A 16,776-nucleotide genomic window follows, 5' to 3' on the forward strand; every position below is an offset into this window, starting at 1 on the left:
ACAACTCTTATCCGCGCAGGACTTTTTTAACAATGTATTTGACCATGATCTCGCCGATATATTTGTTGTCGGCGTCGATGACGAAGCAGGTGCGCACTTCATTCTTCACCATCTTCACGGTAAACTGAATCAACGGGGTTTCCGGATGAACCGTGAGCGAGGGCGTACGCATGTAATCGCGCACCACGTGCTGATTCTCCTCCTGGAAAATCCGGTTGAACGGCTCGAAACTCGTGAGAAAATCGAGATTCTCCATCCGGAAAATGTATTCCGGAATAAAACTCTTCAAAATATCCATCGCCGCGAGCTCCCCGACCAGACGGCCATTCGAGTCGAGCACCGGAATCGTGCTGCTGTCGCCGCGGCTGAAACAGTCGAGCGCGGTCGAAAGCGTATCGTCCTCGTGCAGGACGCTCTTGCCCGTGACCATCACGTCTTCCGCCACGAGATTGCTGCGGACGGTCACGTTCGCCTCGCGAAGCACTTCGAGAAATTCCGCCGCATTCTTCACTCCGGAAAGCTTTTCGAGGTTTCCCGGCTGCGAAAGATAGCGCACCATCGCCGAAAGCGACTTCAAATACAGATCACTCGTATCCGACGAAATCAGCGACATCACCACCAGACTGCACGGAGCGACATCGCACTCCTTGAAATGCACCGGCTTCGGCAGCACCCCGACAATGATGTAGAGGTCGTCGAACTCCGGCGCGCGAAGATGCGGCATCGCACACCCTTCGTAAGGGATCTGCAAGGTATCTTCCCGCTCAAGCATTCCAGAGACGATCCGGTCGACATCCAGCTGGCTGCCGAGAACCGCCTGCGCCTTCTTGAGCATGTCCGCATAGATTCCGGAACGGCTCACGCCGTTGACGTTCGTAAAGATCAGCTCTTCATTCAGAATTGATACCAGCTTCATCTTATACTCACCTTCCTCTGTTGCAAGGTTGAAGGGGAAGATTTTCATCTTCCCCCGGTTTCCGTTTTTACATCCGTTCGACAACCGCCTCGGCGAAGCCGGAGCAGCTCACCTCGGTCGCCCCCTCCATCAACCGCGCGAAGTCGTAGGTCACCACCCGGTCGGAGATGGCCCGCTCGATGCCGCGGCTGACCAGCTCCGCCGCTTCGGTCCAGCCGATGTGACGCAGCAGCATTTCGCCGGAGAGCGCCAGCGAACTCGGATTGACCTTGTCGAGCCCGGCGTACTTCGGCGCGGTTCCGTGGGTCGCCTCGAAGAGCGAGTGCCCGGTCGTGTAGTTGATGTTCGCTCCCGGCGCAATGCCGATTCCGCCGACACAGGCGGCAAGCGCGTCCGAAACGTAGTCACCGTTCAGATTCATCGTCGCAATCACGTCGTACTCGTCCGGACGGGTCAGAATCTGCTGCAGGAATGCGTCACAGATGCAATCCTTCACGAGGATCTTCCCTTCCGGAGCCTTCCAGTCGCAATCGGCAGCGACCACGGCACGGTCGGCGTACTCGCGCCGTACGAGATCGTATCCCCAGTTCTTGAAGCCGCCCTCGGTGAACTTCATGATGTTCCCCTTGTGAACCAGCGTGACGCTGCGGCGCTTGTTCGCGATCGCATAGTCGAGCGCGGCGCGGATCAGCCGCTCACTGCCTTCGACCGAAACCGGCTTCACGCCGATGCTCGAACTCTCCGGGAAACGGATTTTCCGGACGCCCATCTCATTCTGCAGAAAATCGATGACCTTTTTTGCCTCGGGCGTACCGGCATTCCATTCGATCCCGGCGTAGATGTCTTCCGTATTTTCCCGGAAAACGACCATATCGGTCTTTTCCGGATGCTTCACGGGAGAGGGAACGCCGTTGAAGTAGCGAACCGGCCGCAGGCAGACGTAGAGGTCGAGCTCCTGGCGCAGCGCGACGTTCAGCGAACGGATTCCGCCGCCGACCGGAGTCGTGAGCGGCCCTTTGATCGCAATGAGGTATTCGCGAATCGCATCGACGGTCTCGCCCGGCAGCCACAACGTCTCGCCGTAAACCTTGTTGGCCTTCTCGCCGGCAAAGAGCTCCATCCACGCGATTTTGCGTCGGTTGCCGTACGCTTTTTCGACGGCGCGGTTCCAGATCCGCATCGATGCCGCCGTGATGTCCGGCCCGATGCCGTCGCCCTCGATGAAGCCGATAATGGGTTGATCCGGCACCTGGAGTCTGCCCGCGGCATCGGCGGTGATCTTCTCTCCCGCCGGAACTTTGATCTTCTGATAAGACATTTCAATCTCTCCTGCTGAGTGATTCCATAAGACGATGTCATTCATTATAATATACAGCCGTGCGGGGCTGTCTGCAAGTTGGAATATTCACGATCTCCGAACTTTTCCGAACAGTCGTCCCTTTGCGTCTTGCATTCCGAAAAAAAAGGGTTATGATAAAACAGATGATGAATCGCAAGCCTTTCCGGGAGAACAAAGCCATGAAAATTCGAAATTTTTTCCTGTTCGCGGCCGTGACGGCCGGATTCGCCCTCGTTGCGGCGGAGCAAACCACCTCCACCGCCACCAGCTCCTCCACGGGAAAGGATGAGTTGTGCGCGGAGTCTCCGGCATTCGAATGGCCGCCGCGCATCGGCGTCTACATCGCCGAAACCTCGACGGAGGAGCTCCCCGGCACAGTCGGAATCAGCCTGGCGGGCGTATCGGAAGGAGAATATTTCGGAGGAATCGAATTCGGCTTTTTCGGGGAGGACTTCTCCCGGCAGAGCGTGCACGGACTCTGGGCGGGGTGGTACGGGGAAGTTCGAAGCCAGACCGGCCTCCAGCTCGGATTCGTGAACGAGGCCGGAGAGTTTGCGACCGCACAGGCGGCGGCGGGTGCGAACTCAGCGGAAGTGTGCAGCGGCACTCAGCTTGCGGGACTCATCAACAACGCGTCCGATCTCGCCGGCTTCCAGGCGGCGGGATTCGGCAATCTCGCGAAGAGAGCGAACGGCTTCCAGCTCGCCGGCCTGTTGAATCAGGCGGAATACGGCAGCGGCCTGCAACTGGCTCTCTTCAATGTGACCGGAGCACCGCTGGAGGATCCCGACCGTGAACCGGACGGGAACGAGCGTCCCGGATTCGTCGTGCAGACGGGGCTGGAGAATTACAGCGTGGACCGCAGGGTGTTCCAGCTCGGACTCTACAACAGCAAAAGCGGCCCCGGTTTTCAGATCGGACTCGTGAACTGCTCCGAAACCGGGCCGCTGCGCTGGATGCTGTTTTTCAACTGGTAATTCAGCAAACCGGGAGTTCTACTCCAGAAGCAGATCGTCGATCCGGAACGAACACTTTTCTTTGCATTCCGGATTGATCGCCACGGCCCGGATCTCCGTTGCCGTTTCACGTTCCGGTGAAAAATGGAACGATGACACCGGCAGTTCAACGAGTTTCCACGTTCCGGCCGTGATGCCGAACTCCTCCGGCCGGAACTGCCGCGCGGCGGAATCCGTCGCACCGATGAGCTGCACCCAGACCGGCTTCGGCACGTCATCGAAACGGATCCAGAACGAAACCATGCCTGCCTTCGCCGTCGTCAGCCGCTTCATCACGCCGAGGTCGTACCACGGCGCATTGTTCTTCGGATCGACGGTAACTCGAATCGATCCTTTTCCCTCCTTCTTCATGCCGGAATCGGCTGCGACCTGAGAATGGTACATCGGAATCCAGCCTTCAACGGAATCGGCGGAGTCGCCCCGGACCTCGACCGGCTCGGCCACCTGCACGGGAACCAGCCGGATCGACTCGACGTAATATCCCGGCGCATTCCAGTCGACGATCCGGATCGGCCAGCTGCCATCATACTTGAGTGTACCGAATTCGTAATCCGCATATTCGGGCGCGGTTTTCACCGCTCCGGTGAACTTTTCCTCTCCGGTGATGTGATTCACCGCCTTGATCGTGAAGGTGCCGGAGTTGGCGGAGCGCAAGCGTCCGACGATTTTGTATTCCCCCGGCAGCGGACGCAATCCTGCGACGAACCAGACGTAGATGCCATCCTTGTCAAGGGTTCCGGCGTCGCCTTTCCCCTTCCAGACGAATCCGGCTTCCCCTCCGGGAAGGAGAGCTGCGGCAAACAGAAACACTGCAATCAGAATTTTTTTCATTTCTTCACCTTGAACATCACGGGTTGACGTTTTTTGAGCTCGACCGGGAAACGAACTTCTTTCCCGGAGATCAGTTCCCGCGCCGACTCGACCGGCACGCCTTCCAATTCCGGCCGGAATTCGACTGCCGGGCCGTAGTTGATCGCATAAAAGAGTGTCTCCTCCGGAGAGAGTCGCACGCTGCGCAGCTCAATCTGCCCGGGGACAACACCACGGAGCCGAACCGGCCGGGAGATCCCGCACTCCGTGAGCAGCCGGTCGAATCCGGCCGTGTCGATCGCGCCTTCGAGCCTCCTCGCCTTTTTCAGAGCCGGCAGCGGCTCGCCGTAAGGATCGCTCCGCAACGCCCCTTCCGCAAGGACAACGACGCCGCCCCGGTCAACGAACCGGTTCAGTGCATCCACGGTTTCGGAGGGAATCACGGCTGCTTCCGGCACGACGATCAACTTCAGCGAATCGAATTTCCCGCTCTCGAGCTGACGTTCGCTCACAAAACGGATCGGGGCATCGAGATGAGAGAGCGACGCATGATACTGCCGCAGCGACGGCGGATACCCCTTGTCGCAGTAAAGAGAGGCGGGCGAATAGAGGATTCCGACCTCCGCTTCCGGAATCCGCTGCTGGAAACGGACGATCTCCGGCGCGAGACGCCGGATGTCCAGCACCGACCGTCCGAGCGCCTCCAGCGCCTCCGGAATGTGCAGCATCGCGCCCGCGACCTGGATCTCCGCAGAGTATGAGTTCGACCATGCGAAATACTCACGCATCCCCTCGCCATGCAATACAGCACTCCAGTTGTCCGTCACGATCTCTTCCGGAGTGATGCCCGTCGAAACATGAAACTCCGTATCGGAGGCGGGTTTCTCCGGAACCATCGACCGGTAATAATCGAGATGGAATGTTGCGGCACAGTCGGAACCGGCGATGTCCATAAGTTCGCCGCGGGCCTCGCGCTCTACGCCAACCGGGGTGTACTGTTCCGGATTCAGGTCGGTCACGGCGATGGTTTTGATCTGGCGAAGTTTGCCGGGCGCATATTTTTCCGCCGTGTCCCGCAGGAAGCGGACGGTCTCAAGCCCTTCGGCATACCGGAAACTCTCCCAGTCATAAAATCCTCCCGTCGTACCGCGGGGCAATGCGGCCGGATCGATTTCGCCGAAATCCCGGAAAGAACTCTTCCATTTCCGATTCAGTTCCCCGATCGAACCGTATTTTTTCCGCATCGCCGCGAGAAACCGTTCGCGCATCGTCGGATGGATGTCGCCTTTGAGTCCGTCGGCGAACGACCACTCGTTCACGAGATTCAGGGAGACGAGGTTCGGCTCGTTCCGGACAATCGGCAGAAGCACAGCCCACATCTCCTCCACCATTCTCCGCGTGGCGGGGATGTAGAGCGAACTGCCGATCCAGCCGCCGCTCGCATATTCCATCATCTCCGGAAACGCCTTTTTCCAGGCGTCCGGAATCGGGTGCGGCGAAACGAGAAAATCATAGGCGACGTTCCGTTTGCGCATCTCCCGGATGTGGCCGAGAATCGTATTGCCGAAATCGGTCCGGCTCACCCCGGGAGCGGGTGCCACGTCCTGCACGATCAGCGTCCCGCCGATCAGATTGAATCCCGCGTCCGCAATGAGTTCGATGTCGGGATAGGTCTCCCACCAGCCGTGCGGCCCGATCAGGATGACCGGATCCTCTCCGGAGTAGAAGGCGCCCTTCCGCACAACGAGATTGTCGACGGAAGTGTGGGGCACGGGCCGGCGCAGCGACGGATTCTCCTCCAGCGCCCGGAGCTCGGCGGCAGCCCGGTCCAGGCTTCGATCCAGAAATTGAAACTGCCGGTTGATTTTCGCGAGCAGTGCAAACTTCCTGAGCCGTTCCGGATCGGCGAGATCGGCGTTCCGGTGTTTCAGCGTGATGTCACAGACCCCCGCGGCCACAAGCGGATAATCGATCGGAACGCCGCGCGCGGCAGCCTCCGAAAGTTTTGCGCGCAACTCCACGCATTTGGCCTTGAGTTCGGCGGAGCGCTTTTTGAGAATATCCGCAGAAAGATTCAGAATGTCCGCCGAAAGTTCAACCTTTTCCTTTCCCCACACCGCCGTGACGCGGGCTTCGAGTCCCGCACCGCGCAGCCGGCCGGTCTCATAACGGAACTGAAGCTCCGTACCACCGGGTTCAGCGGAAAGGTTCTTTTCTTCGGAATGGATGACTTTCCCGCCATCGAGAATGTCGAGCCGGACCGAGAGGGGAAGTTTCGCGTCGGTCGGGAGGCAGACGCCGATGACCACCGGGTCACCGCTCGAATACTGACTGCGGTCCGTCGTGATCGTCGGCTCGGATTTTCCGACACCGGGCGGAACCAGCCGTACGTTGCGAAACAGGAAGGCGAGTTTCTCCTCTCCGATTCCAGGCGTCCAATGCAGCCAGCCTCGCCGTTCACGGCCGTCGTTCGCATTGTAGAGAATGTTGAAACCGAAGAAGTCGCGCGTCGCAGGATCGAAGGGCGCGATCCGACTCCACGGGATCGCGACCTCATAGAACTGAACGTCTTTTGCCAGTTCCGTCACCTTGACCTTCACGTCGCGTGCCTCGCCCGCAGTGCCGTGGGCTCCGGCGACCCAGCAGTGGGCGGCGTCGCGGCCGTCGGCAAGTTTTCCGAACCCGATCTCCACGTCGTTGCCGTCGTAACCGGGCAGCAAAGTGTCATCGAGTGGATCGAATGCGACCTGAAATCCACTGCCGTAGTAGAAACGGCCGCTTTCGGTCTGTTTCACAAAACTCCCGTCATGCACCAGTCCGGCAAGGTAGAGATGCTCCTCGTCGTGCAGCAGATAGACGGTCACTTCCACGTCGTCCGGGCCGCGCCAGTCCGGAATGACGCGGTTCTCCGCTCCATTCAAAAAGAGAGGCAGCGCTCCTCGATCGCGCCAGTCGTCCGGATTCCCCCGGAATTCAAACGCGGAACTTTTCCGGCACGGATAGTCGGCCTTCTGGGCGACGACCGGATTTTCCGCATGGAGAACAGCACTTCCGACGAGAAGCGCAGCCGCACAAATTTCTTTCAACATGATTTCAGATTCCAATATAGCTGCGGGGTTGGCGTTCAACGGAAACATGACCGGCTGGACGCAGAAGGTTGAATTTGTAGGGACTTCCCGACAGCCAGTCGGATTCGGAAACCCCCATGTGCATCGAACACGACATCAGAACATAATTTTTCGTGGCGGGATCCGGCCCGAAGAAACGGGCGAGCTTCGATTCACTCTCCTGCTGGTCGGGATCCCCTCCGAGAAACCAGACATCTTTTATCCCGTGCTGATAATAGCTGCCGTAAAAAGCGGTCGAGGAAGCATTGAACGATTCCGGCGGCGGGCCGCCCTTCACCACCGCGTCCCAGTCCTTCTGGCGGCTTCGATCGGTATCGCTCGGACAGAAGTAGAGATCCGCATTCGGCAGGTATCCGCGGTACCAGAGCCGCGAAGGTCCCTGCATACACCACTTCGGATCGGTTCCGGCGATGAAAAGATGGCGGATCCCCCAGCCGTAAGCCCCCGTCCACTCCGTGCCGGGAGCATAACGACCATGGATCGCCGTCACATTCGGAATGCAATCCTTATGATCGTTCGCAAACATGGTGAATCCCAGCCCGAACTGTTTCAAGTTGTTGATGCAGCGAGCCTCCTTGCCTCGTTCCCGCGCCTGGTTCAACGCCGGCAGCAGCATTGAGGCCAGAATCGCGATAATCGCTATTACTACCAGCAGTTCGATCAATGTGAAATACCTCTTCATCAGAATACCCTTTCTACTTATGCGGGTTGTTGAAACGCATGGTTGAACCTCGAGCAATCAGCTCCGGAATAATCGTCAGCGGCTCCGGCATCAGTTCGGCCGGATCGATCGCATGCATCAGCACCTGAACCGTATGAGTTGCGATGGGACCCAGCGGCAGCCGCAGCGTGGTCAACGGCGGAGAAGTGACCACCGCGATCGGCGAATCGTCATGCCCGACGATCGACATGCGCTCCGGCAGGCGGATTCCGCACTCTATGGCTCGACGGATCAGGCCGGACGCAACAGCATCGTTTCCCGCCAGAACCGCCGTGGTGTCACTGGCGAAAAGCGAGTCGGCAACCTCGTAACCTGCCTGCAGAGTCCCCCCGGGAGCCTGAAAGATCCGTGGAGAAATTCCCATGAGTTCCATCTGTTCACAGTAGGCGGAAAAACAGGGATCGGGCAGCCCGTTCTGCGCCCGGCTGTCCGAAGGAATGATCGCAATATGGCGGTGGCCGAGCTTGAACAAATAGGCGAGGGCGGTCCGGGTTCCGGCCGCGAAGTCGATCACAAGCGGCGACTCGCGATGACGGCGATACGTCACAACCGGAATACCTCCGGCCAGTTCCACGGCCTCATCTTCGCCGAGTTCAGGCAGCGTGTTCAGAATTCCATCAACCATGCCGCAGCAGAATTTGGCCAGCAGCGACCGCCCGTCGTCGATGCGGTCGGCCGTACCGAGCACCATCTGGATCGAGTGGGAGGAGAGGGCACGCCCGAACTCCTCGAGCAAAGCGGTGTTGTGAGGATTGTTCAAACTGTCTACGAGGACACCGACGAGGCCGGTGCGGCGGGTATTCATGACTCGGGCGGCGAAATTCGGCCGATACCCGAGCTCCTTGACCGCCTGCATGACCTGACTGCGGACCTCGGCGCTGATCCGGCGCTTGCCGCTTAATGCGTGGGAGACCGTGCTCTTGGAAACTCCCAGATGGTTCGCCACGTCGGCGATCGTCACATGACCGTTCATTCTATCTCCTGTTTCGTCAACCGGAAATCAAACCGGTTTGATTATATTATGGCAAACCGGTTTGATTTTGTCAAGAGCCAAACGAAAAAAAAATGGATTTTTCTCATAAAAAAGGTCTTTTTTCCTCCCTTCGGCGTTTTCCGAAGCCCGGAAAATAAGCGAATTATTTTTTGCCATTCGACTTGAAACTCAAAAAAATGAAAACGATTTCAATGGGGAAATCAATCCGCAGAGACGGGGAAGAACATTCCGGGTTCATCATCCGCGGACATCTCTGCCGCAATGATCCCGGCGGGAAAGAGGTTTCTGATCCGCTGCGGCAGAAGCGCCGTCTTCAAAGCCCAAATGAATCTGATCATCGGAGAGACCACGAAAAACGGTATAATTCCCCGGAAGTTCCGGGAGAAACATCCGGGAATCGAACTCCGCCCCATGATTTTCCGCCTCCTCCCGGAGTCGATCGCTCTCTCCGGCCGCAAACGAACGCGGCAATCCCTTTGCGAGTGGCTCCTCAGCAGAGAAACTCCCGGTAAATCGTCACGGGAGCCAGAGCGGACCAGCCGCAGAAGTCTCGGCCCGAACAGCCCGTCGGCCGGTCGGCCTGCTCGACGGAGTAGTTCTCCCAGATCGTCCCGGTCGCCTCGAACACCGAACGGGTCGCAAGATAGAACTTTTCGGCGATATCGCGCGCGAGCTTCTCCTCCTGATAACGACGCAGTCCGCAAAGAACCATATAGGTGGCGGGACACCAGGCCGGACCGCACCAGTAGCCGTTTTCCGAATCATAATCGGGATCGTCGGCCGCGAGGCAGGGCACTCCGTGCGGGCGACAGAAGGTTTCCGGATTGCGGAGCTCCCCGATCAGCCGCTCCGCCCGCTCCGGAGGAGCCACCTGCGCAACGAGCGTCCAGAAAGCGCCGATGTGCTTCCGCCGCACGAACGTCCCTCCGAACGTGTCATAATAAAATCGGGTCTCTTCGTCGTAGCAGAGCTCGTTGATTTTCTCCGCAAGTTCACGGTGTTCCCTCTCCCAGGCCTCCGCCTCGGCGTTCCGGCCCAGAATGCGGGCGATCCGCGCAAGATTGGCGGCATTGAATGCGACCTGACAGCTGGTTTCACACCAGCCGAGTTGACGATTCCAGGAAAAATGGTATTTCGGATGCGCAACCATGAACCGGAACAGCTCCTCCCGGTTCGCTGTCGGCGTGATGGCTTCCGGCGTGAGGCAGATGCCGCCCTCATCGGTGATTTCATCCGGAGAGTTCCAGCGGGGCATATTATCCATGCCGCATCCCCAGCAGTCGCTGAAATAGAGCCCGTCCGCCCGCCGGAAACGCCGGTTGAACCCGTGCTGACGCGCCAGCATCGGATAGACCCGGGCAAGTCGACCCGGAAACATTCCGGTTTCGTACAGCTTGAGCTCAGCCCACGCCAGAATCGGAGGAGCAAAGCTCACCGGATGCCATTTCGCCCACTTGCTCAGACCGGAAGGCAGGTACTGACGGCTGATGAATCCGTCGCCATCCTGCAGCCGATAGAAGTTGTCCAGGGAATTTTCCACCGGAAAGCGCGCGGGCTCATACCGGGCCCACATCGCGCAGAACGCGGTGTCCCATAAAAAAGTGTCACGGAATTTTCCGCCGGTGCCGAGGCGGGGTGATTGAAGAACGTCGCCGGCTTCCCCCCTCACGAGTTTCCGCTCGGCAATCTTCAAAGCTTCCCGATAAAAGTGATTCATCGTTTCTCAATCCGTCAGATAAAATTTCAGGAACATTGCGGGAGATTTGCCGGTGACCATTCCGGGAGCCAGCGCCATGTGCGATTTTGCCCGCCCGCCGTCGCGGTCATGAACAATCACGTTCGCGCCGAAAACGCTCCCGGCCCCGGGGCGCAGAGGGGCAAGTTCCCTCCACGGAACCGTGATCCGGTAAAGCTGCTTTCCGCCCTCATTCGATACGGCAAACCGGAGTGCTCCGGATACATCTCCCCGCGTCTTCTCCGGCGGCGCATACCAGCGCCAGGCCACCGGCTTCGCATCACGGTCGAGCGCACAGCCGTACTCATAGTCATCGACGCTGTAACGGTCGCCGGGGCGTGCATCGTTCCGGGTATCGATCGCAAACTGAATGCAGTCGTTTTTCCAGATCTTCTCCCCGTCGAACGGATGTTCAAAATCGTCATCGGCGACCTCCGCGTGAAGCAGAAGTCCCTCGTCGTTCCAGCCGAGCCAGAGCCGGACCGAATGATCCTGCGCCCCTTTCCAGCCGACGGCGGGATCCGGCGGCAGCAGAAACTCGCGACGATCGAGAATGAAATCGGGTTCGCGATTGAGCCGGAGTCCCCGCCGGATCGGATGCAGCCCGGGCAGCGTGCGCACAAGCGCGAACTGCGCCCCCTCGTCCGAGGTGAAATCCAGCCGCAGCGGCGACGCTTCTGTGCCGGGTTTCTCCGCCAGCGGCATCCGGATCTCCTCCTCTTTCCCCGGAGCCAGCCTGATCCGCCGGGAAACGCCGGCCAGGGAGAGCTCACCGCTCCAGCCACCGGAGGATCCGGTCCGCAGCGTCACCGCCACCTCCTGCACTCCGGCAAGGCGGATTGCCGCATTCAGCGGCCGCCCCGCATCAAAACGGCGAATCAGTTCCGCTTCCAGGGCGTCGTTCCCGCCATGCAGAAAAACCGGTGAACTCCCGATTTCGAGAACGCCCGGCTCCGGAGTGCCGAACATGGAGAATGCAGAGACTCCCTGAGGCAGGGAAATCCGCAACGGTTCAGCCTCCTCGTCCGCGCTCCACAGGGCGAAGGCGTTTCCGGATTCCGATTTCCATCCCACGAGCTTGAATTCGCCGTCGTAAGCCAGACGGCAGTCGCGGGCCTGTTCCAGCTCGGCCGCGCACCAGGCATAGGCCGCGGCGGCGGGAAGAGGATGGATTCCATTGTCATTGCGGAAGATCCCGTATTCGTAATTCCTCCCCTCAAGCATGCCGAGGCAGGTGAACCAGATAACCCGGCGCAGCGAAGGAACCGTCCGGCAGAGCAGCATCGCACGGCTCAGATATTCCGCCTGACGGACCGCCCATTTTGAATCCGGGGCTGCCGCGGTGTCCAGAGCCCAGCCGAGTTCGCCCACCCAGAGTTCCTGACGGTTTCCTCCAGCGGCAAGCAGCTTTTCGGCGGCGAGCATCCGTTCCCGGATCTTTCCCTCCTCCGGGGAACGGCAGCCGATCGCGCCGACGCCCAGATAGCGCGGCTGAACGTAAGGATGCGGCGCATAAACGTCGAATGATTCCGCCGCCTGCCGAAAAACCGCCTCGGAAAATCGTTCGCCGTTTCCGGAGCTGCCGTGCACGAGCTTTGCTCCAGCACTCCGCAATACAGGCGCGGCGGCCCGCAACGCCCTGACATAAAGTTCCAGCGCCTGTTCCGCACTGTTGCCGTGACGCAGAAGCATCCAGTCCGGTTCGTTGGCGAGTTCAAAGAATCCGGTCTCCGGCAAACCGGCCGTCGCCGCACGATGCAGGTACTCCGCAAACCACTCGGGGTGTTCCGGGGTGCGGTGCGGCCCGGCAGCCCATCCGGGAACGTCGATCAGCACTTCCGTAAGGCCGAGCTGGTTCATCGGAACTCCGCCGAAATCGCGTTTCCGTATCGGCTGAATCCGGCCGCGCCGGGATTCCGCTTCACTCCATTTCATCACGGAAGCTCGAATCCAGCTGCAGCCGATTCTGCGCAGCGCACGGTACGGAACGGCCCCGGCATGGAGACCGAAAAACCCCTCCCCCGGGCGAAACGGATGCGGCTCGGGAACCACGGCAAACGCGGCATAACCGGTCTCCCCGTTCAGAGTCAGTTTCACCGGATAATATCCCGGAACACGACTTTCCGGCAGGGGAAACGCCAATTCGGAACACTCCTCCGGAGCGAGGGAGAACCGGCGCGTCTCACACCGCGACCCCAGTTCGAACTTCAACTCGTAACTCCTCTCATCGCGGGAATAGTTCACCACCCGGACCGTCAACTCCGCCGGAGAACCTGCGGTCAGAATTTCCGCGTCGGCTCCGGTCGTGGCATAGAATCCGGTCTCCTCTGCGGGTTGAAAAGGGGTCGCGCTCCGCCCCTTCTCAAACTGCACCGCGTCGATGCGGACACTCCCCCGCAGAACCCGGAATCCGACGGTTCCGTAACTCGCGCGATCGTAACGGTCGAAGGTGAACGCATACCGCTTCCACTCCTTTCCCGGCGTCACCCGGACATTCAGCGGCCGACGCCACTCCCGGGTGAAAAACATCGCATTGAGTTCGCTCTCCCCGTCAGCACGGGCGTAAAAGCTCAGGGTATAAGGGGTCTCTTTTTCCAGATCGATCCGCACCGATTCAAAACGCTCCACCTCCGGCAGGGCGGTCAGCTCAAGGCAATGACTCCCCCTGGCGCCGTCATCGGCAATATGGCGCGGCAGCGCCGCTCCGTTGCGGGGAATCCAGGCACCCGGCCCCGATTCGAAACTGGTATCCCCGGGAATCAGATTCGCGGCGGCGGGTTTCGTCTCTCCATGCAGCCAGCGAAGTTCATCGATGAACATTTCCGAAAACTCCTGGCGGTAACCGGTGATCGCGAACTCCACCGGAACGCCGAAGTCAAGACGGCGATTCTGCGGCTCGTCGCCGAAACGGGCCATCACGAAACGGAATTCGTCGAGCGGAATCGTCACCTTCCGCCACTTGCCCGGAACAAGTTCCGGAAGATGCGCCTGAAAAACCTCGCGCTCCCCGGTCATCTCCTCGAGCAGGATCGAACGGGGATACCGGTCGTCAAGCGGCTTGACGAACAACTCCAGCGCCACGCTCCCGGCGGGAATTCCGGGCAGACGCATCGCCGCCCCGCAATACGTTTCACTGCCCGGCCATGTGAGCCGCAAAGCCTGCCGCCCCTCCGCCGCGTCTCCGGAGACGATCTCCCCCGACGGTTTCTGCGACCGGGGATCACAGCGAAAACGCCACGAACCCGCCTCCCCGGGAGAGTGACGTTCAAAGTCCTCGAACCCTTCCGCCTGAAACAGGCAGAAAAGCAGAAGCGCCGCCCATATCCACCTAAAGCACATTGCTGCTCCACGCTCCTGTCGCTTCCACGACCTTGCTGCCCCGGCCGTAATAGTCCGCGGCAAACATCGCCATGTTCACACTTCGTGCCGAACCGTCCGCAAGCGCGATGTTGGCCTGGGAACTATGCCGGAAATGGATCCGGATCTGTTTCGCATTTCCGTCGAGCGAATAGATCTGCGCACCGTTCGTCGGATTGCAGCTGTCCGCATAGGTCACGAAACGGGTCGGCCGGGGATGGCTTGCGACCCGGACAAAACGATACGGTTCGGATGTCGGCGTCCACAACGAAGCGTTGATCCCGTCGCTCGCCTCCGCCTGCCAGCGACGCCCGTGAACGCCGTAGGTGCTGCTGTGATAGTTGGCGTTCGTATCCGTGATGTCAACCTTGCTCCCCGCAGGAAGCGGCTGCGACGGACAAACGACAATCCCATTGGTCACGCCGTAATTCCCCTGATAGAGCATCCGCGGCCAGTAGGTGGTGTTGTAACTGCCACCCCAGTTGGCAAGTTGAACCATGAATCCGCGATTGTCGTCCATATACATCATGGTGATGGTTCCGAGCTGCTTGAGATTCCCCAGACAGTTCGCGCTGCGCGACCTCTCCCTCGCCTGATTCAGCGCCGGCAGCAGCATCGATGCCAGAATCGCAATGATCGCAATTACCACGAGGAGCTCAATAAGCGTAAAAGCCGCACGGGACGTTGTCCGCCCGGGGGTGGCGGGACGCCGGTATCCGGTACGGATCCCTCCCGGAGCGGCGCAGGGGGCTGTTTTGCGGGACGGAACTTGGGGAGTGGAGTCGTACACTGAGCCCCCGTCCCCGACAGGAAGTTCGATGTGTCTGAAATCCATCGTCCGTTTCGGACGCCACGCAACGTCAAAGATATCTTTCATGACATTTTCCTCCCGCATTGAAATGAGTTCCATAAAGTTGTACCACCGCAGAGATGAACGCGCCTTCCGCCGTTGTGAAGAAGGGGCGCATACCGACTTCATAAATCTCGAAAAGCTCTCCCCAGACACCGGTTTCCCCGGCGAGGCGGTTCAACTCCTCCCCCGCTTCCTCGCGACGATTCGCATAGAGCAGCGCGAGGCTTTTCCAGAGCCGGTACCAGGCGCAGACGGATTTCCCCGTATCATACATATTTCCAATCCTCTGCTCCGCGGCGATGAAGGAGTCCAGAGCGGCAAGCCCGCGCGGATCGTCGCCGGGGAGAACCCCGTAAGGATAAAACCCGCCCAGAAGCCCGATCGATTCGGCCGGACCGCCCTCGTAGGCGAGAAAACGGCCGTCTTTCTCCGGAAGCCCCTCCGCAAGACGCCGCGCCAGTTCCCGAAAATGTGCGGCTTCTCCGGAAGTGTCGCCGACGATCTCTGCGGCTTCCGCAGCCGCCCGGAACAAGGCGATGCCGGAACAGGTCGTCATGAAGGCGTTCCGACGATGCTCCCCCAGTCGCTCCAGATCGGTACAGCTGCCGATAATCGTTTTGCCGCCGCACTCATAAAGCATGTGCTTTTCGTAAAGAAGAGCACAGGCTCGAATGACTTCGCGCCCTCCTTCCCGGAGCAGCATGTCGTCGCCTGACGCCTTCGCATATTCCAGAATCCCGAGCGCGATATTCGCATTCTGAAAGATATGATCCTGCCAGAATCCGGAGACCGAGCAATCGGAACCGTCCTCCGTTGTAACCGTGGGGAACCAGCAGCTGCCGTCGCCCGAACCGTCCTTGCACGCCCGGAACCGGGCCCGGGGAAGACAGGCGATGCGGTAGGCCGCGACCTTCCGCGCCTCCTCCAGCATCCCCGCCGCGAGAACTCCTCTCATGATGAAAAGTTCATCAAAACCGAAATATTTGCCGTGCCAGTGGGAATCGAACAATCCGGTGGGAATCCCCCAGCGGGTCGAAGAAATTTTCAGATGATAAAGAGCCGTCTCATAGACCCGGACGAGCTGTTCCGGCAGCGGAATCGAACGGCAGCGCGCATGAAAATCCCGCCAGGACCGCGTGTGCGACCGGAGCAATTCATCGAAAGACTCCTTTCCGGCCGCCTCAATCGCATCGTCACCCCAGGCGAGAATCCAGACACACTCCGTCAGCGTTCCGGTGCTCTCAATGCCGTCCTGGGTCAACACCGGAGCAAATTCCGGCCGGGAGGCGAAAACGGCCAGTCGTTCGGTACGGATCATGCCGAGATCATAAACGCCGTTCCAGATCCCCGGCGCCACACGTTCGAGCTTCAGCCGCCTGTGGAGAAGCCGGTGGAGAAAACGATACTCCAGCGGCCGGGAACTGCGTTTGCGGATGACGACCAGATTTTTTTCGGCATGGCAGAACACGAGCGTTTCAAGTCTCATGCCGTCCTCCCATGCCGCCACGGTTTCGACGACCGCGTCCCGGGTATCGAGCGTCATGGAAAGTTTCGAAGGTCTCTCCCGTCCGGGAAATTCCTGAAGAAAGCAGCCGAACGGGAAGAGAGTCCCCCGCTCTCCCTTCTCCCCTTCCCACCGCCAGCCCGCGCGCCGGATACCGGGTTCCATCCCCCGGTATCCGCTGATCTGCGGCCGGGAAAAGAGAGCGTAATCCCGGCGCATGGTTCCTTCCGGATCGATCTGCAGAGAGAGTTCCCCGTTGCCGATGGGCGGCAGCGTGAAAGGACGCGGATCGGAATCCGATGAGTTCCAGGTAATTCGCATATTTCCTCCTATGATAAAATTCCACTTCGATGCCGGGAAAAACTCAATTTTTTACGAGTTTGAATTGAGTAAAATCCTCAAA

General features: G+C 59.5%; 11 protein-coding genes. 1 reads left to right on the top strand and 10 read right to left on the bottom strand.

Translation table 11 applies throughout. The annotated features are described in order from the left end of the window. Nucleotides 1-7: 7 nt before the first annotated feature. Nucleotides 8-916, bottom strand: a complete 909-nt coding sequence (locus tag Q0K10_RS07970) for a CBS domain-containing protein (protein ID WP_294505563.1) — start codon at nucleotides 914-916, stop codon at nucleotides 8-10. A gap of 67 nt (nucleotides 917-983) precedes the next feature. Then, nucleotides 984-2,234: an NADP-dependent isocitrate dehydrogenase gene (gene icd, locus Q0K10_RS07975; protein ID WP_294505565.1), complete on the bottom strand. Its 1,251-nt coding sequence runs from the start codon at nucleotides 2,232-2,234 to the stop codon at nucleotides 984-986. A 200-nt stretch (nucleotides 2,235-2,434) separates the two neighbouring features. Here icd and Q0K10_RS07980 point away from each other — a divergent pair, with 200 nt between their 5' ends. After that, nucleotides 2,435-3,232 carry a hypothetical protein gene (locus tag Q0K10_RS07980; protein ID WP_294505568.1) on the top strand — a complete coding sequence of 266 codons (798 nt, stop codon included), beginning with the start codon at nucleotides 2,435-2,437 and terminating at the stop codon, nucleotides 3,230-3,232. Nucleotides 3,233-3,250: 18 nt separating this feature from the next. Here Q0K10_RS07980 and Q0K10_RS07985 read toward each other — a convergent pair whose 3' ends face one another. The 8 genes from Q0K10_RS07985 to Q0K10_RS08020 all read right to left on the bottom strand — a co-directional run bounded on the left by Q0K10_RS07985 (nucleotide 3,251) and on the right by Q0K10_RS08020 (nucleotide 16,694). Beyond that, the gene (locus Q0K10_RS07985) at nucleotides 3,251-4,102 is read right to left on the bottom strand and encodes a hypothetical protein (protein ID WP_294505571.1); all 852 of its coding nucleotides are present in this window, start codon (nucleotides 4,100-4,102) and stop codon (nucleotides 3,251-3,253) included. Next, nucleotides 4,099-7,170, bottom strand: coding sequence for a beta-galactosidase (locus Q0K10_RS07990; RefSeq protein ID WP_294505574.1), 3,072 nt, complete (start codon nucleotides 7,168-7,170; stop codon nucleotides 4,099-4,101). The genes Q0K10_RS07985 and Q0K10_RS07990 overlap by 4 nt, the downstream gene beginning before the upstream one ends. Nucleotides 7,171-7,174: 4 nt before the next feature. Continuing rightward, the gene (locus Q0K10_RS07995; protein WP_294505576.1) at nucleotides 7,175-7,891 is read right to left on the bottom strand and encodes a type II secretion system protein; all 717 of its coding nucleotides are present in this window, start codon (nucleotides 7,889-7,891) and stop codon (nucleotides 7,175-7,177) included. A gap of 13 nt (nucleotides 7,892-7,904) precedes the next feature. Continuing rightward, on the bottom strand, nucleotides 7,905-8,903 hold the full coding sequence (locus tag Q0K10_RS08000) for a LacI family DNA-binding transcriptional regulator (protein ID WP_294505579.1): 999 nt from the start codon (nucleotides 8,901-8,903) through the stop codon (nucleotides 7,905-7,907). Between the two features lie 511 nt (nucleotides 8,904-9,414). After that, a complete protein-coding gene (locus Q0K10_RS08005) occupies nucleotides 9,415-10,641 on the bottom strand; it encodes a trehalase family glycosidase (RefSeq protein ID WP_294505581.1) in 1,227 nt (408 codons plus the stop codon). A gap of 6 nt (nucleotides 10,642-10,647) precedes the next feature. Continuing rightward, complete coding sequence (locus Q0K10_RS08010; RefSeq protein WP_294505583.1) at nucleotides 10,648-13,998, bottom strand: hypothetical protein; 3,351 nt, start codon at nucleotides 13,996-13,998, stop codon at nucleotides 10,648-10,650. Further along, complete coding sequence (locus tag Q0K10_RS08015; RefSeq protein ID WP_294505586.1) at nucleotides 13,988-14,893, bottom strand: type II secretion system protein; 906 nt, start codon at nucleotides 14,891-14,893, stop codon at nucleotides 13,988-13,990. The genes Q0K10_RS08010 and Q0K10_RS08015 overlap by 11 nt, the downstream gene beginning before the upstream one ends. Then, nucleotides 14,877-16,694: a hypothetical protein gene (locus Q0K10_RS08020; protein WP_294505588.1), complete on the bottom strand. Its 1,818-nt coding sequence runs from the start codon at nucleotides 16,692-16,694 to the stop codon at nucleotides 14,877-14,879. Before Q0K10_RS08020 ends, Q0K10_RS08015 begins: the two co-directional genes overlap by 17 nt. Between the last annotated feature and the right edge of the window lie 82 nt (nucleotides 16,695-16,776).

The sequence above is a fragment of the uncultured Victivallis sp. genome (genome assembly GCF_944391105.1).
GTDB lineage: Bacteria > Verrucomicrobiota > Lentisphaeria > Victivallales > Victivallaceae > Victivallis.

Bases quoted from the DNA above. Each gene is read 5' to 3' on its own strand.
- Q0K10_RS08005 (WP_294505581.1), bottom strand. From the start codon at position 10,641: ATGAATCACTTTTATCGGGAAGCTTTGAAGATTGCCGAGCGGAAACTC.
- Q0K10_RS07980 (WP_294505568.1), top strand. From the start codon at position 2,435: ATGAAAATTCGAAATTTTTTCCTGTTCGCGGCCGTGACGGCCGGATTC.
- icd (WP_294505565.1), bottom strand. From the start codon at position 2,234: ATGTCTTATCAGAAGATCAAAGTTCCGGCGGGAGAGAAGATCACCGCC.
- Q0K10_RS08015 (WP_294505586.1), bottom strand. From the start codon at position 14,893: ATGAAAGATATCTTTGACGTTGCGTGGCGTCCGAAACGGACGATGGAT.
- Q0K10_RS07995 (WP_294505576.1), bottom strand. From the start codon at position 7,891: ATGAAGAGGTATTTCACATTGATCGAACTGCTGGTAGTAATAGCGATT.
- Q0K10_RS08010 (WP_294505583.1), bottom strand. From the start codon at position 13,998: ATGTGCTTTAGGTGGATATGGGCGGCGCTTCTGCTTTTCTGCCTGTTT.
- Q0K10_RS07985 (WP_294505571.1), bottom strand. From the start codon at position 4,102: ATGAAAAAAATTCTGATTGCAGTGTTTCTGTTTGCCGCAGCTCTCCTT.
- Q0K10_RS07970 (WP_294505563.1), bottom strand. From the start codon at position 916: ATGAAGCTGGTATCAATTCTGAATGAAGAGCTGATCTTTACGAACGTC.
- Q0K10_RS07990 (WP_294505574.1), bottom strand. From the start codon at position 7,170: ATGTTGAAAGAAATTTGTGCGGCTGCGCTTCTCGTCGGAAGTGCTGTT.
- Q0K10_RS08020 (WP_294505588.1), bottom strand. From the start codon at position 16,694: ATGCGAATTACCTGGAACTCATCGGATTCCGATCCGCGTCCTTTCACG.
- Q0K10_RS08000 (WP_294505579.1), bottom strand. From the start codon at position 8,903: ATGAACGGTCATGTGACGATCGCCGACGTGGCGAACCATCTGGGAGTT.